Origin of the sequence: Pseudomonas typographi (assembly GCF_014694385.1) — a bacterium.
Lineage (GTDB): Bacteria > Pseudomonadota > Gammaproteobacteria > Pseudomonadales > Pseudomonadaceae > Aquipseudomonas > Aquipseudomonas typographi.
In genome coordinates, this window is the sequence record NZ_JAAOCA010000047.1 from 18385 (window position 1) to 33312 (window position 14928).

Annotated in this window: 12 protein-coding genes; 11 read left to right on the forward strand and 1 reads right to left on the reverse strand. The window is 60.5% G+C overall.

Features of this window, described 5'->3' with window-relative positions:
* Positions 1-10: 10 nt before the first annotated feature.
* From HAQ05_RS25170 to HAQ05_RS25215, 10 genes are read left to right on the forward strand one after another with little or no spacing between them, the layout of a single operon-like run.
* Positions 11-1015, forward strand: coding sequence for a major capsid protein (locus HAQ05_RS25170; RefSeq protein ID WP_190426206.1), 1005 nt, complete (start codon positions 11-13; stop codon positions 1013-1015).
* 10 nt (positions 1016-1025) lie between these two features.
* The gene (locus HAQ05_RS25175; protein WP_190426208.1) at positions 1026-1484 is read left to right on the forward strand and encodes a Bbp16 family capsid cement protein; all 459 of its coding nucleotides are present in this window, start codon (positions 1026-1028) and stop codon (positions 1482-1484) included.
* Positions 1485-1494: 10 nt separating this feature from the next.
* Entirely contained in the window at positions 1495-1674 is a 180-nt protein-coding gene (locus HAQ05_RS25180; protein ID WP_190426211.1) for a hypothetical protein, read from the forward strand.
* Positions 1675-1719: 45 nt separating this feature from the next.
* A complete protein-coding gene (locus tag HAQ05_RS25185; RefSeq protein WP_190426214.1) occupies positions 1720-2349 on the forward strand; it encodes a phage connector family protein in 630 nt (209 codons plus the stop codon).
* Complete coding sequence (locus tag HAQ05_RS25190) at positions 2349-4673, forward strand: phage tail protein (protein ID WP_190426217.1); 2325 nt, start codon at positions 2349-2351, stop codon at positions 4671-4673. Before HAQ05_RS25185 ends, HAQ05_RS25190 begins: the two co-directional genes overlap by 1 nt.
* A 1-nt stretch (position 4674) precedes the next feature.
* Positions 4675-5130 (forward strand): hypothetical protein, encoded by a 456-nt coding sequence (locus tag HAQ05_RS25195; protein ID WP_238936588.1) that lies wholly within the window; start codon positions 4675-4677, stop codon positions 5128-5130.
* 23 nt (positions 5131-5153) lie between these two features.
* Positions 5154-5567, forward strand: a complete 414-nt coding sequence (locus HAQ05_RS25200; protein WP_338050280.1) for a hypothetical protein — start codon at positions 5154-5156, stop codon at positions 5565-5567.
* A 7-nt stretch (positions 5568-5574) separates the two neighbouring features.
* Positions 5575-8001, forward strand: coding sequence for a hypothetical protein (locus HAQ05_RS25205; protein ID WP_190426226.1), 2427 nt, complete (start codon positions 5575-5577; stop codon positions 7999-8001).
* Positions 7998-9746, forward strand: a complete 1749-nt coding sequence (locus HAQ05_RS25210; protein WP_190426229.1) for a coiled-coil domain-containing protein — start codon at positions 7998-8000, stop codon at positions 9744-9746. The genes HAQ05_RS25205 and HAQ05_RS25210 overlap by 4 nt, the downstream gene beginning before the upstream one ends.
* Positions 9746-12316, forward strand: a complete 2571-nt coding sequence (locus tag HAQ05_RS25215; RefSeq protein ID WP_190426232.1) for a hypothetical protein — start codon at positions 9746-9748, stop codon at positions 12314-12316. The genes HAQ05_RS25210 and HAQ05_RS25215 overlap by 1 nt, the downstream gene beginning before the upstream one ends.
* A 1-nt stretch (position 12317) precedes the next feature.
* On the opposite strand, the gene HAQ05_RS25220 is transcribed toward HAQ05_RS25215, so the two are convergent.
* Positions 12318-12710 carry a hypothetical protein gene (locus HAQ05_RS25220; RefSeq protein ID WP_190426235.1) on the reverse strand — a complete coding sequence of 131 codons (393 nt, stop codon included), beginning with the start codon at positions 12708-12710 and terminating at the stop codon, positions 12318-12320.
* Positions 12711-12902: 192 nt separating this feature from the next.
* Here HAQ05_RS25220 and HAQ05_RS25225 point away from each other — a divergent pair, with 192 nt between their 5' ends.
* Entirely contained in the window at positions 12903-14888 is a 1986-nt protein-coding gene (locus tag HAQ05_RS25225; RefSeq protein ID WP_190426238.1) for a phage tail fiber domain-containing protein, read from the forward strand.
* Positions 14889-14928: the final 40 nt, after the last annotated feature.

Here is a 14928-nt window from a genome sequence, read left to right on the forward strand (position 1 = left end):
AGCGCCGAACATGGCCACCATTGGTAATACCGTCCCGACGCTGCTTGACGTCGCCAAGCGCATGAACCCAGACGGCGGCGGCATCATGCCGATCGCTGAGCTGCTGGCCCAGGAAAACGAAATGCTGTTGGATATGCCCTGGTACGAAGGCAACCTGCCTACCGGCTCGCGCATCACCACCCGCACCGGCTTGCCTTCGGTCATCTACCGCAAACTCAACAGCGGTGTGCCGCCCAGCAAATCCACCACCGCGCAAGTCGATGAGTCGTGCGGCATCATGGAAGGTCGCGGCCAGGTTGACGTAGACCTGGCGTTGCTCAACGGCAACACCGCCGCCTTCCGCCTGTCCGAGTCGTCCTCGTTCATCGAGGCGATGAACCAAGCCATGCAGCAAGGCGTGCTGTACGGCAACACCGATGTAACGCCGGAGTCGTTTACCGGGCTTGCGCCTCGCTTCAGCACCGTCTCCACAGCTACGGCTGCAACGGCCGCCAACGTCATCGATGCCGGCGGCACCGGCACCACCAACACCTCTATCTGGCTGGTCGGCTGGGGTGAGAAGACTGTCCACGGCATCTACCCGAAAGGGTCTAAGGCCGGACTGGTGCACAAGGATCTTGGGGAGGGCGATGCTTTCGACGAGAACGGGAACCGCTTCCGCGCACTGATGGATCAGTACCAGTGGAAGTGCGGCGTGGCCGTCAAGGATTGGCGCTACATCGTTCGCATCGCGAACATCGATGTGTCCACGCTGACCAAGAACGCCGCAACCGGCGCTGACATCATTGACCTGATGACCCAGGCGCTCGAACTGATCCAGGGCCTTACCGGTGTTTCGCCGGTGTTCTACGTCTCCCGCCGTGTGCGCGCATTCCTGCGCCGCCAGACCGTGAACAAGGTCGCCGCCGGCACCCTGAGCTACGACAACGTTTCCGGCAAGCCTGCGCTGATGTTCGGCGAAGTGCCGGTACGTCGAGTGGACGCCATCCTCAACGCCGAAGCCCGCGTGGTTTAAGGAGTTCGACATGTACATTGACAAGCAAGCCGAGTTCTCGGACAGCCAGGCAGTAACCGCTTCGGCTGTATCGACGAACGTTTATGACCTGGCGCCGATTGGCAACTCGGTCAACAGCAACGCTGTGCGCGACATCGGCGTGGGTGAAGACGTCTACCTGGTGGTTCAGGTTGACACCGCCGCCACGGCCGCCGGCGCCGCCACCGTGACGGTAACGCTGGAGTCGTCCAGCACCGAAGACCTGGCAACCGACCCAACCGTGCACTTTTCGACCACTGCTTATGCGTTGGCCGATCTGACCGGTGGCAAGACCCTGGCCGCCATCAAGCTGCCTGCTGACGCCTACCAGCAGTATGTGGGTGTTCGCTACACCGTGGCCACGGGGCCACTGACTGCCGGCGAATTCTCGGCGTTCCTGACCAAAGACGTTCAGGCGTTCCGCGCCTACGCCAAAGGTTACAACTTCTGAGGTTTATCCCATGGCTAAGAAAGCAACTGGCCCGAAGTGGTACGTGGTGAAAGAGCTGAGTTATATCGGCGATCGCCTGTACCGGCCGGGCGAAAAGGTGCAGTACGAGGGCGAGGTAGGCGCGAACCTGGAAGAAATTCCAGACTCCACGGCGGCAACCGCTGCCGACGATACCGTCGCCACCGAGTAAACCCAAGGGCCCTCCGGGGCCCTTTCTTATTCTTGAGGATCACCCATGCCCAGCGTCGTGGACATCTGCAACATGGCCTTGTCGCGCATTGGCAACAGCCAGCGCATCAATGCCCTGACCGAGGCCAGCATTCAGGCCGAGCAGTGCAGCCTGTTCTATGAGCCATCCCGCGACTTTGTGCTGCGTGATTATCCCTGGGCGTTTGCTACGGCCTTTGTCTCCCTGGCCCAGGTGTCCACAAACCCAGACCCCGAATATCCGTACTGCTATTCGATGCCGACCGACTGCCTGAAGGCGCGCCGGATCGTGAACGAGGCATTCCCCGAGGGCTACTGGCCGTTCCCTGAGCGCATCGAGCGCCCGCGCATTCCGCGCATCGGCTTTCGCATCATCAATGGCTCGAGCGGCCGGCTGATTTCCACCTCCGTGAGCCCGGCAACGCTGGAGTACACCATCAAGGTTGATTCCCCCGAGCTGTTCGATCCGATCTTTGTCTCTGCCCTGGCGTGGCGCCTGGCCGGGCAGATTGCCCCGGCGATTGCCAAGGATGCGAACGTTGCCCAGACCTGCGAGCAGATGTACCGATCCGAAATCGCCGGCGCCGCCGCCGCGATGCTCAACGAGGGCGCGAACGACTACGTGCCAGAGTCGTCCTTCATTTCGGGGCGTGGCTGATGGCGGACCTGATTCAACCTTCGTTCAGCGCGGGCGAGATGTCGCCGGCCACGTTCGCGCGCGTTGACCTGGCCCGGTACTACACCGGGCTGCGCACCTGCCGGAACTTCGTGGTGCTGCCAGAGGGCGGTGTACAGAACCGGGCCGGCCTTGAGTTCACGGCCGAGGTCAAGGACAGTTCGGTGTTTACCCGGCTGGTGCCGTTCCAATACTCCACCCAGCAGACCTACGTGCTTGAGTTCGGCAACCAATACATTCGCTTCGTGAGCGAAGGCGGCCAGGTCACCAGCGGCGGCACGGTTTACGAGATCGCCAGCCCCTACACCACGGCCGACCTCTCTGCCTTGCAGTTCACCCAGTCGGCGGATGTGCTGACCCTGGTGCATCCCAGCTATGCCCCGCGCGAGCTGAAACGCTTGGGGGCTACCAACTGGACGCTGACCGAAATCAGCTTCGAGCCGGATATCTCGGCGCCCTCTGGCCTGACGGCGGCGGCGCGATCCGGCGGCAGCGATGCCACTAGCAATTACGAATACCGCATCACGGCGGTGAGTTCATTCGCCAGCGGCTCCGTGGAGTCATGGCCGAGCAACACCGCGACAGTGGACAGCTGGGACAGTCTGCCCGGGGCAACGTTAAGCTGGACGGCGGTGTCCGGCGCCGACCATTACAACGTGTACAAGAACAAATCCTCGGGGGTGTTCGGCTACATTGGCAAGGCGACCACCAATGCCTTCACCGACATCAACATCACCCCCGACGCCGACAAGACCGTGCCGGTAGGGTACAACCCCTTCGACAATGCGAACTATCCATCGACCGTGGGCTATTTCCAGCAGCGCATGGTGTTCGCGGCCAGCAGCTCGCAGCCGCAAACGATCTGGATGAGCCGCACCAGCGACTTCCACAACTTCGGCTATTCAGACCCCAGCCGCGACGATGACGGCATTGAGATCACCTTGGCCAGCCGGGAGGTCAACCAGATCCGCCACCTGGTGTCGCTGCGCGAACTGCTGGCGCTGACCTCTGGGGCGGAATGGTCGATCACTGCCGCCGATGAGTCAGGCGTGACCCCTGACAGCATATCGGCCATTCCGCAGAGCTATGTCGGCACCAACTCGGTGATTCCGGCGGTGTACGGCAACACGGCCCTGTACGTCCAGGCGCGCGGCGGGAAGCTGGCCACCCTGGCCTACAACTATGTCGCTGACGGGTTCGTTGCCCAGGATGTCAGCGTGCTGTCGTCGCACCTGATGCGCGGCTATACGCTCGACGACATGGCATTCACCCTGGCGCCGAATGGCGTGGTGTGGATCGTGCGCAACGATGGCGCGCTGCTGGGCTTCACCTTCATGGCCGATCAACAGGTCTACGCCTGGCACCGGCACGACACCGATGGGGTGTTCGAGTCCGTGGCCAGCGTGCCAGAGGGCGATGAAGATGTGCTGTATGCCATCGTCAAGCGAACCATCAACGGCGTCACCAAGCGCTATATCGAGCGGATGGCGTCTCGCCAGCTGACCAAGTACGGCAGCGGTGATTACGCCTATGACCGGGCCTTCTTCGTGGATTGCGGCCTGACCTATGACGGCCGCCAGGAGGGCACGGCAACGCTCACCGGCGGCACCGATTGGAAGTACCCCAACCCACTGACGTTGACCACCAGCGCTTCCGTGTTCACATCCGCCATGGTCGGGCGCAGCGTGATGCTGTACGGCGGCGGGACGGATGACACGATTGGCGACGTGCTGGTGGCCAAGATCACCGCATATTCCTCGGCTACGTCCGTCACGGTCGAGCCCCAAACCATTGTCCCGGACTCGCTGCAGGGCGTATCGGCCACGCGCTGGGGCTTGGCCGCGACCACGATCAGCGGTCTTGGCCACCTCGAAGGCAAGACCGTATCCATCCTGGCTGACGGCGATGTTATGCCGCAAGACGTGGTTTCCAGCGGCTCGATCACCCTCGACAGCCCGGTGCTGGTCGCGCACATAGGCCTGCCGATCACGGCGGACTTCGAAACGCTCGACATCACCATGCAGAACAACCAAGCGTTCCTGGCCAACAAGAAGCGAATCAATGGCGTGACGGTGCTGTGCCAGGAGAGCCGAGGCCTATTTGCCGGCTCAGATGCCGATCACCTGTACGAATTCAAGCAGCGCGCCACAGAGAACTATGGCGAGCCGATCACGTTGCTCACAGGCCGGGCCGAGATTCCGGTCAGTTGCGACTGGAACGACGCCGGCAGGATGTTCATTCGCCAGTCCGACCCGTTGCCGCTGACCATCCTGGGGGTTATTCCCAATGTCCAGGCCGGTGGGTGAGATGCGCCCGGTCGATGACTGGGTATTTGGGCAACTGATCGAGCACGCGCGGCCGGCCGACCGGCAAGAGTTCGAGGCGGTCAACGGCTTCACGCTGGAGATTGAGCTACGCCGCGCGCTGGACCTCAGCGATAAGCCACGGGCGTTCGTGGTCGATGGCCGGGTGGTCGCCGCATTCGGCTGCGTGCGCTTTGACGATCGTATCGGGGTGCCATGGATGATCAGCACCTACGCCGTCAACCAGCACCGCCGGGCCTTCCTTCGGCAATGCCTGGTCGAGGTCGCCGCCATGCGCAAGCGCCACGCGGCACTGATCAATTACACCGATGCGCGCTACACGTTGGCCCTGCGCTGGATGCTCTGGATGGGCTTCGACCAGCAGGAGGCTATCCCGTATGGCGTGAACGGCGAGCTTTTCCACCCATTTACCATGAAGGGCGAGTTATGGGCGCAGTAGCAGGGTTAGCGGCAGGCGGTAGCGTGCTCAGCGCGTACAGCCAGATCCAATCAGGCAAGGCCGGCATCAAGACGGCCAACCGTCAGCAGGATTATTACAACACCCGGGCCAATCAGGTCATCAACCAGGGCGACTATCAATCCGACCTCATCACCGAGCAGGGGCAGCAGACGGCCGCCACGCAAAAGGTGGGCTTCGCCGCCAACGGTATCGACACCAGCAGCGGCAGCGCCCAGCGCACGCAGGATTCGACCATCGAAAACTCCCTTGCCGACGCCAGCCAGGTGCGCAAAAACGCTTTCAATCAGGCGTATGGCCTGGTGACCCAGGGTAACGAGGTCGTGAATCAGGCCAAGACCAACAACAAATCGTCGCGCCTCAACGCCCTCGGCTCGTTGCTGACCGGCGGTTCCCGTTCCTACAGTATGTTGCAGTGAGGAAATAATGGCTCGCATCCCAAGCTACCAGCGCCAGGTTGCCCCCGAGGTCGCCCAGGCGCCGCGCGCCCTTGGCGCAAGCGTCGATGCCTCCGGCCTGGCCCAGGGCGTCGAGAATCTAGCGGGCTCGATGTATCAGGTGCATAAAAAGGAAGTGGCCGAGGCGAATCAGACCGCACTGATCAATGCCGACAGCCAGTTGGGCACCTGGCAGAACAAGGCCCTGTTCGATCCAGAGGCAGGCGCCTTCACCAAGAAGGGCTCCGGCGCGCTCAATATCACCAAAACGACGCTCGACCAGTACGACCAGCAGTCCCAAGGGATTCTCGAATCGCTGGCCAACCCCGAGCAGAAGCGCATGTTCCAGCAGGCTGCGCTGGCGCGCCGCGGCAGTCTTCAGGAGAAACTGGGCAGCTACGAATTCGGCCAGCAGCAGGCCTACAAGGATGATGTCGACAAATCATCTATCCAGCTTTCCATGGATTCTGCGGCCCTGAACTACAACGACCCGCAGGCCATCGAGCAGAACCGGCTCAAAATGAATGCCGTGCTCGATCAGCGCGCCGAGCGCCTTGGCTGGTCGCCAGAGGAAAGGCAGGCGCAGCTCCAGTCGGCAAACAGTTCGCTATCGCATTCGGTCATTCAGCGGATGGTCATCGATTCGCCGCAGAAGGCCCGATCCCTGTACGACCAGTACAAGGACAGCATGACGGCAGACGACCAGATCCGCGCCACCTCGACCATCGATCAGGCATTCAAGCGCCAAGAGGCCGAGGCCCGCCAGCGGCTGGTCGAGCAGCGCCAACTGCAGGCCATTTCCCGTCAGGAGTTGAGTGGCCGGGTGCAGGATGCCCAGGCCGCGTATCTTCAGGGCCTGCAATTCGACAACCCCCCAAACCTGGCGGACTTCAAGCAAGCCTACGGCGACAAGGCTGGCGAGCATTACGAGCAGTTCAAGAAGGTGCAGGACATCGCCCCGGCCATCCGAGAATTTGCGACCGCGACACCCGAAGAGCGTCAAGACATTCTAAACCGATTCAACCCTGTCCCGACTCAGCAGTTGAAGCCTACTGAGCCGTTCTACGGGAAGCCGGCGCAAGGCATGATCGAGCAGGGCAATATTGACCTGAACAGCAGGCCGCGCGTGAAGAACGCAGACGGATCGATCAGTACGGTGCGATCGATTTCCGCGAATTTCGACGGCCAGGAGATCCTTCTTCCCACAGTCAGCGATGACGGAAGGATCATGAGTGACAAGGAGGCGATTGATGTCTTTCTGAAGACCGGCCGGAACCTTGGAAAATTTGACAATCCTAAAGATGCCACCGCGTACGCAGAGGCTCTCCATAGCGACCAAGCGAAGCAGTATGTGGATGGCAATGCGGTTGGCAAGGGGTTTAAAGAAGACTCCCAGCTTTACCAGCACTTGGCAACTGTCGGTGCCTCCCTGCTCAAACAGCAAAAAGAAGATCCGGCCGCTTACGTGGCCAAATACAGCGCACCGGTGCGCCAGGCGCTGGCCCAGGCACAGAAAGACGGCACGCCAGAGGCCTATAGCGCCTATTTCACCGCGACAGCCGCCGAGCAGCGGCGCCAGGGTGTGCAGACCGTCAAGCTACTGCCCGATGCCATGGCGGACCAGCTTGCAGCGAACTTCAACAGCAAGGTAGCCGCCGGCGACAGCGACAACGCCGCGCAGTTGATCGAGCAGATGCAGGCCCAATGGGGCAAGAACTTTGGCCCGGTCATCCAGCAGTTGGGCAATAAGCTGCCGGCAGAAGCCCAGGTAATAGCCACCGGACTTCCGGCGGATATAGCCCAGCAAATGGCCGCCGTCGCACCGATCAAGGACGATGAATTGAACAAGGGCCTTCAGCAGGGCCAGGCAAAGGAGATCCAGCAAAGCGTGGCCACCGCCATGACGGACTTTGCCCAGACCTTGCGCGGCCAGGCCGGCGGTATCGATACCTACAACACGATGTACAACACCGCTGTGCGCACCGCAACGGCCTATGTCCTGCAGGGGATGCCAACCGACAAGGCGGTGCAGAAGGTCGCCAGCGGCATGGTCAATGACAAATACGATTTCTTCGACACCTACCGGGTACCCAAAGCACTGGATACCGGCTCGATCCGCCGCGGCGCTGATCGCGCGCTCGGCGAGATCAGTGGAGCCGACCTTATGCCGCTGCCGGGACTGCGCGGCGTCACGCCGGAGGAAAATGCCCGTCAGCTGGAAAGCGCCGTGCGCGCCGGTGGTGAGTGGGTGACCAATGGCGACGAAACTGGCTTAACGCTGACCGTCAACGGCTACGCAATGAGAGGCAAGGACGGAAAACCTGTACAGCGGACCTGGCAACAACTGCAAGGGCTGGGCATCCAGGCCACCACCGGTAAAGAGGGCGTTGTATATCCCTGGACGGTGACGCCATGACGATCTATGCAGGCGATGCCCAGACGCTCGACCGGCGCACCATGCTGGATATACCGGCCGATTCTGGGGATGTGTTCGATGCATCTTTTGGTGGCGCTCTTTCCACCAACCCCAGTTCGTCGATCGTTCGCACCGAGCAGTTGCAGCAGGCCGAAGAGGGCCGCCGCTTTACCGGCGACACCGAATCGATCCTGGTGCCGCCACGCCTGGAGCCCGACACCCCGCTGATTGATGCCGCTCAGGCCACCGCCCAGGCAAAAGCCGCCGGCTTCGATCTGAAGATCCCTGCGCAGGGCATCCGCCAAGGCGCGTTGGATATCCTCATCGACCGCCAACGCGAGCAGGCCGCCCGGCAGCAGGTCATGGCCCGCGCGGCCAGCGGAACGTTGCCGGCGCAAATCGCCGCGGGGCTTGGCGCTTCCCTGCTTGATCCGCTCAACATCGCCTCTGCCTTCGTGCCGGTGGTGGGTGAGGCGCGCTATGCCAGCATGTTGGCCGGCGCCTCGGGGGCGTTTGGCCGGGCAGGCATCAGGGCGGGTGTCGGAGCCGCGGAAGGTGCAGTTGGCGCTGCCATCCTGGAACCGCTGCCGCTCATGGCCGCCCAGCAGGATCAGACCGAATATGGTCTGTCCGACTCCCTGGCCAACATTGCCATGGGTGGAGTGCTGGGCGGCGGCCTGCATGCCATCGGCGGTGCTGTGTCCGACGCCTTGCGCCGCAGGCTGGCCAGCGAGACGCCGACCCAGCGACCTGACGCCATGCTCGACCAGCCTGGCCTGCCGCGAACAGAAGGCACGACACCGGACCTCGGCCGACTGTTCGATGATGACCCAGATACAGCCCTGCGCACCTCGCTGCAACGGGGAATCGACGCGGACCAGGAAAATCTACGCCAGACCGCCCAGGTTCAGGCCATCGAAGAAATCAGGCCAACCCTATCCGCTGATCGGGTAGGAAACGTGCGCGACTTAAAGCTGGAAGGCCTAAGCATCACTGATCGGTTGATGGCACTTGATGACACGTTCAAGCAGCGCGCTAGCGACTTTCAGGGCCCACGCGTCAGCCGCAAGCAGGCCGAGCGGCAGGCCAGGGACGCCATCGCTGCCGAGCGCGAGCAGCTACAGACCCGCCAGGCGCAGATCAATACCGAGATCGAGCGCAACCGCGCCGGCGAATTCAACCGCGCGGACCTTGCCCAACTGGATCGCGGCGTCATCCCTGAGCGGTTGCAGCCTCAGATCGAAGCCAGAACCCGGCAGATCATGCAGGGCTATCAGCAGCGCCCCCTGGGGGCTGCCATCCGCACGGCTCGGGAAACCGCCGAGGACGCGCAGTGGACAACCCGGGATGCCGCATTGCGCACCGCCGTGGCCCAGTCGGTCAGTGGCCGAGATGTCGACGTGCAGAATCTGTTCGACCTGGCCGATCCGGCGAAGGCACCGGCTGCCATGGATGCATTGCGCCAGCCTCAGGCCCGGCGCCTAGATCCTGCCGGCCTTGCCGAAAGCCGCCGGGTTGACGAAATCCCCGAAGCCATTGACGACATCGAGGAAGCCCGCGCAGCACTGGCCGAAGACGAAGCCAACGTAAAGCAGCTGCTTGACCAGCTAGACCCGGAATCGCGGGATGCCATAGAGGCTATTGGCCGGGAGCAGGACGAGGCATCCGCCGCGTATGCCGCCAAGGCCCAGCAATATTCGAAAGCCTATCAGGCTGCCGCCGCATGTGAATTGAGGAACGCTTGATGGCAAATCTACCTGCTGGGATAAGCCCCTGCGCCGACGCCGTGCGCGCCGCCGTTGGCGATATCGAAGACAAGGAAATCCAGGAGATATTCTCCCTGCTGCGCGACCGGCAGAAGGCGATCATGGCCCGCGAAGGCGCCCTAAGCAGCGAACAAGCGGTGCTGAAGGCTGCCGACGACCTGGCCAGGCAGGCAGAGCACGCATCCATCATCGAGCGCCGCAACGCCTTGCTGAACATGAAGGCCCGCGCCAAGGCCATCAGTTTCGTCCGGTCGAACTTTGCCGACCGGCCGGACCTAGGCCTGGAATCCATGCTGGTTGGTACGAACCTGGCCCGCCAGGGTTCTCGCTCGTCCATCGCCGCCGAGCAAAAAGGCCGGGCCGACGCCTATATTGGCGGCCTGCTGGCCGACCTTGACCGGTCTGATCTGGTGGGCATCCTGGCCAAGGGCGACTCCGACCAGGATATCGCCGATGCCCTGTGGCGCATTGGCAAGGAAATGGATACCAAGCATCTCAACCCCCAGGTGGTGGAGATAGCCCAGACCATTCAGAAATATCAGGAAGCGGCCAGGATCGATGCCAACCGGGCCGGCGCCAGCATCGGCAAGCTGGACGGCTATATCACCCGCCAGAGCCATGACAGCGAAAAAATCGGTGCGGCCGGATTTGACCAGTGGGCGCGCGATGTCCTGCCTCGCCTTGACCCCTCAACCTTTGATGGGGTCAGCGACGTGGGCCAGTTTCTAAAGGGGGTGTTCAACGGCCTGGTGTCGGGCGACCACCTGAAAGCCCCAGGAGATCGCCCTGCCAATGGGTTCAAGGGGCCGGCCAACTTGGCCAAAAGGCTTAGCCAGGAACGCGTACTGCACTTCAAGGACGGTATTGCCTGGCATGAATACAACAAGCTTTATGGCACCGGCAACCTGCGCGAGGCGGTGTTGCGCGGCTTGGACATGGCCGGGCAGAACACCGCCCTGATGCGCCGGCTGGGCACAAACCCCGAAGCCAACCTGAACATGATCGTCGATGTACTCAAGGAGGACGTGCGCAAGACCGGCGACAATCAGGCGCTCAAAAACTTCAACACCGAGGCGCGCGGCAAGATCGCCAACCGCTTCAAGGAAGTCAGCGGGCAGACACGCATTCCCGGCAGCGCCACGCAGGCCAGGGTGGCCGCCAACGTTCGCGCCTGGCAATCCCTCTCCAAGCTTGGTGGGGCGCTGCTTTCCAGCTTCACCGACCTGCCGGTGGCCGCGAGCGAGTTCAGGTATCAGGGCAAATCGTTCCTCGGTTCATTGGGAGACATGGCCGGTGGACTGCTCAAGGGCAGGGGAAGCGCTGAGCAGCGCGAGATCCTGGCCAGCTTCGGGGTATACGCCGACTCGATGCGCGGAGAGATCATGCGCCGGTTTTCGGCAGATGATTCGATGGGCGGCAAGATGTCCCGCGGCATGAGTCTGTTCTTCCGCCTGAATGGCCTATCGTGGTGGACCGACGCCAACAAGGCCAGCGCCGGCCTGATGATGGCCCACAACCTGGCACAAAACAAAGGTCGCGCCTGGGGAGCCCTGGATGTGAACTACCGGCGCGCGCTGAGCCTGTACGATTTGGACGAAGCGAAGTGGGATCTACTACGCGGCATGGATACCCGCATGGCCGATGGCCGCGAGTACATGACCTCCGATGGCGTGGCCAGCATTCCAGATGAGCGAGTGACCGAATACCTCAAAGAGCAGGGCCGCCCGGTGAGCGAAGGCGCGATCCGTGATGTGCGCAACGGGCTACAGCAATCCCTGCGCACCTATGTGAACGACCGCGTTACCTACGCCGTGCTCGAACCTGACGCCCGGACCCGCTCGATCATGAATCAGGGTACCCAGCCCGGCACCATCCCGGGCGACCTGCTGCGCTTCGTCACCCAGTTCAAAAGCTTCCCGGCGGCGTACATGCAGAAGACCATGGGCCGAGATCTATACGGCCGTGGTTATACGCCCACCGGTCTGTCGGAGCGATTCCGCGGCGGCCGCGATCTGATCGCCGCCCTTCGCAATGGGAATGGTGAAAAGCTTGCTATTGCGCAGTTGATTCTTTGGACGACCGCATTCGGGTATCTGTCCATGGCGGCCAAGGATTCTTGGAAAATGAAAACCCCTAGAGATCCGAATGACCCCAAGACCTGGATGGCAGCCATGGCCCAAGGCGGCGGCCTTGGCATCTTCGGTGATTACCTGTTCGGCGAAACCAGCCGGTTCGGCAACAGCGCGCTGGAGTCGGCCGCAGGCCCGGCACTGGGCACCGCCGCCGACCTGGCCAACCTGTGGAGTAGGGCGAAGGCGGGCGACGACACCGCAGCCTCGGCGCTACGCCTGGCGCAAAACAACACGCCATTCCTTAACCTGTTCTACAGCCGCATAGTGCTGGATCACCTGTTCTTCTTTTCCCTGCAAGAGGCGATGAACCCTGGTTCGCTACGCCGTACCGAGCAGCGCATCCAGAAGGAAAATGGGCAGACATTCCTGATTCGGCCATCGCAGAGCTATGCGGACCCGCTTGGCATAGCTCGTTAACTTACTTGACATACTCGTGACATGCCGAGGATGTCCAATAGCCGATGGTGTTTTTCCGCATAGTTACGCTAAGTATTTCGCCACCTTGGTTGACGAGAATGTCAAGCTGGCATTCGGTTTTTATATTGCCTCCATCGTAAGTTTGAGTGTAAGCCTGTGAACCGGAAAATGTGGTTGTAGAACCCCCGGGCATGTAAACGCTTTTAGCGCTTGACCAATAATAAATGGTGTTTCCGTCCTTTAACGCATAGCTATTTCTAGGGGCTCCATTAGCAATAACGAACTCGTCAAGAGTCTTTCCGTTGTAGCGCGAAAGCTCTTCCGTGGTTGCTTGATCGCTGACGCACGCCGTCAAGAGTAGTGCATTGGCGCAAATCAAAAACGCTTTCTTCATTTTCATTCCTTGAAGGCCGATCCACATCGGTTATCGAAGCACCGGAATCTACGATTTATGTAATGGCAATGCAATAGCAGCTGGCTGTCGACACGATGCCCAGCAGGCTTGGACGCCACCCCTAAACACCAAACGCTATCACCTATGAAGCCCCGCCCCGTGCGGGGTTTCGCATTTCTGGAGCACTGAAAATTGACCGTATCGACCACCGATAGCGAAATTGAGTATGACGGCAACGGCACCACCACTGCTTTCCCTGTGCCGTTCCGCTTCCTCACCAATACCGACTTGGTGGTCACGTCCACCACGGAGGACGGGGCAAGCACCACCCTGGTCATGGGTACCGATTATTCGGTTGTAGGTGCCGGGGCTCAGGATGGCGGCGCGGTTATCGCCACGGCGGCGCCGGCTGACGGGATCACCCTGGCGATTTCCAGGCAGCTTGCCCCCGTCCAGGATACCGACCTGCGCAATCAGGGCCGCTTCTACGCGGAGACGCATGAGAACGTTTTCGACTACCTGACCATGCTGATTCAGCAGTGCATTGCGGGGCTCACCCGCGCGCTGACGAGGCCGGTCGGGAAATCGTATTTCGACGCTGAGTCGCGAATCATCTCGAACGTGGCAGATCCTGTATCAGATCAGGACGCAGCAACAAAAGGGTGGGCAGCATCTTATTTTCAGCAATTCACCGGCGTAATCAACAACACTCTCGGAATACTTTACGGAAGCGGATCGCTTTACGACTATTTGAAATATGGGTCGCCGCGCCTGGTCGAGTCGATTGAAGCGTTAAGAAGTGTGTCCTCCACCCAGAACACAAAAGCAAACGTCCTTGGTTACTATGGGATAGGCACAAAGGGCGGCGGTTATTTCTATGTAGATGATTCTGACACAACGTCAGAAGACAATGGCGGCACGGTAATCGTCGCCGCGGACGGGGCGCGCTGGAAGCTCCAGCATGACAATGTCACCGACCTCACTCAATGGGGCGTTGTCGCTGACGGTTCAGACCAGCGAGACAGAATACAGAGGGCTATCGATTGGACCGCAGCTTTGGGCGGTGATACGCGAGGGCCGAGGGGAAAGCTAACATCGCCTACCCACCTGAATCTGATTATCGACACTGCACTGATCCTGGATATTCCGATTCAGATAGAGTTCCTTGGCTGGATTTTGTATCAGGGTCAGACCGGGGCAGCCGTTATCATAGGCAGCACGGCGTTGGCTTCAGGGCAGAGCCGGTATTTCTATAATCTGCATTTTGCCGGGATACAGGCTACTACCTATGGCAATACTGCAACGCCAAACACTTACGTCGATAGCGGAAACCACGGCATCGAGATCAGAAACATGCAGTTCAGCAGAGTTCGGGTTGACTCTCTGAATACCTTCACTGGGTACGGTATATATTTCAACTGCACCAACAACGTCTATAGCCTGCAGCACGTTCAGGATAATGATTTCGAAATAGGCATAATAGAATATACCGGCATGGGCATAATGATGAAGTCTGTAGATGCCGCGCTGGGTGCTGCGCAAGTAAACAGAATAAAGATTCAAAACATGGCTGCCTGCTACCAAGGAATGTGTATCGGAACTCCTGATGGAACCGATTACAACTCGAACGATAACGTATTCGATATAATTGCCATTGAGAACGTAAGCCGAACTGATGGTGTTGGCATTGAGATCTTCGGCTTATTCAATAAACTCAATGTTATGTACAGTGGATCGGGTTTTGCCTTCGAAGGACACGCGGACTGCAATCGGCTAGAAGTAGGTAATCCAGGGGTTACTATCAACGACTTCACGGTGGCGGCTCAAAATAACCAATTTCGCTGCGGACATCCCGGCGCCGGAACGATGCCTGTCACCCTGGCAATGACGTTTGGCCAGGTACAGACGAATACCTATGGCGTGCCAATCGTTGTGTACATGACGATATCGCTTACGCCTACGACGAGCGCAGCGGCCAGCGCCCAACTGTACGTTGGAAAAGGCCCTGGCTCCATTAACGCCATGAACCAGATTGTGTCGAGTGCGCAGACGGTTCCTCACGCGATCCAATACCCGCTGATCGCTGTCGTTCAGCCGGGCGGCGCGTGGCAGGTGAACAATACCGGTGGTGGCACGGCGTCAATTGTGTCGGCGACGGTGATGTCATTTGGCATTTGAATGCGCCAAGGGATTACAGATTGAGATAAGGGGGGGGGGG

Bases quoted from the DNA above. Each gene is read 5' to 3' on its own strand.
- HAQ05_RS25215 (WP_190426232.1), top strand. From the start codon at position 9,746: ATGGCAAATCTACCTGCTGGGATAAGCCCCTGCGCCGACGCCGTGCGC.
- HAQ05_RS25210 (WP_190426229.1), top strand. From the start codon at position 7,998: ATGACGATCTATGCAGGCGATGCCCAGACGCTCGACCGGCGCACCATG.
- HAQ05_RS25180 (WP_190426211.1), top strand. From the start codon at position 1,495: ATGGCTAAGAAAGCAACTGGCCCGAAGTGGTACGTGGTGAAAGAGCTG.
- HAQ05_RS25175 (WP_190426208.1), top strand. From the start codon at position 1,026: ATGTACATTGACAAGCAAGCCGAGTTCTCGGACAGCCAGGCAGTAACC.
- HAQ05_RS25170 (WP_190426206.1), top strand. From the start codon at position 11: ATGGCCACCATTGGTAATACCGTCCCGACGCTGCTTGACGTCGCCAAG.
- HAQ05_RS25195 (WP_238936588.1), top strand. From the start codon at position 4,675: ATGCGCCCGGTCGATGACTGGGTATTTGGGCAACTGATCGAGCACGCG.
- HAQ05_RS25190 (WP_190426217.1), top strand. From the start codon at position 2,349: ATGGCGGACCTGATTCAACCTTCGTTCAGCGCGGGCGAGATGTCGCCG.
- HAQ05_RS25185 (WP_190426214.1), top strand. From the start codon at position 1,720: ATGCCCAGCGTCGTGGACATCTGCAACATGGCCTTGTCGCGCATTGGC.
- HAQ05_RS25205 (WP_190426226.1), top strand. From the start codon at position 5,575: ATGGCTCGCATCCCAAGCTACCAGCGCCAGGTTGCCCCCGAGGTCGCC.
- HAQ05_RS25220 (WP_190426235.1), bottom strand. From the start codon at position 12,710: ATGAAGAAAGCGTTTTTGATTTGCGCCAATGCACTACTCTTGACGGCG.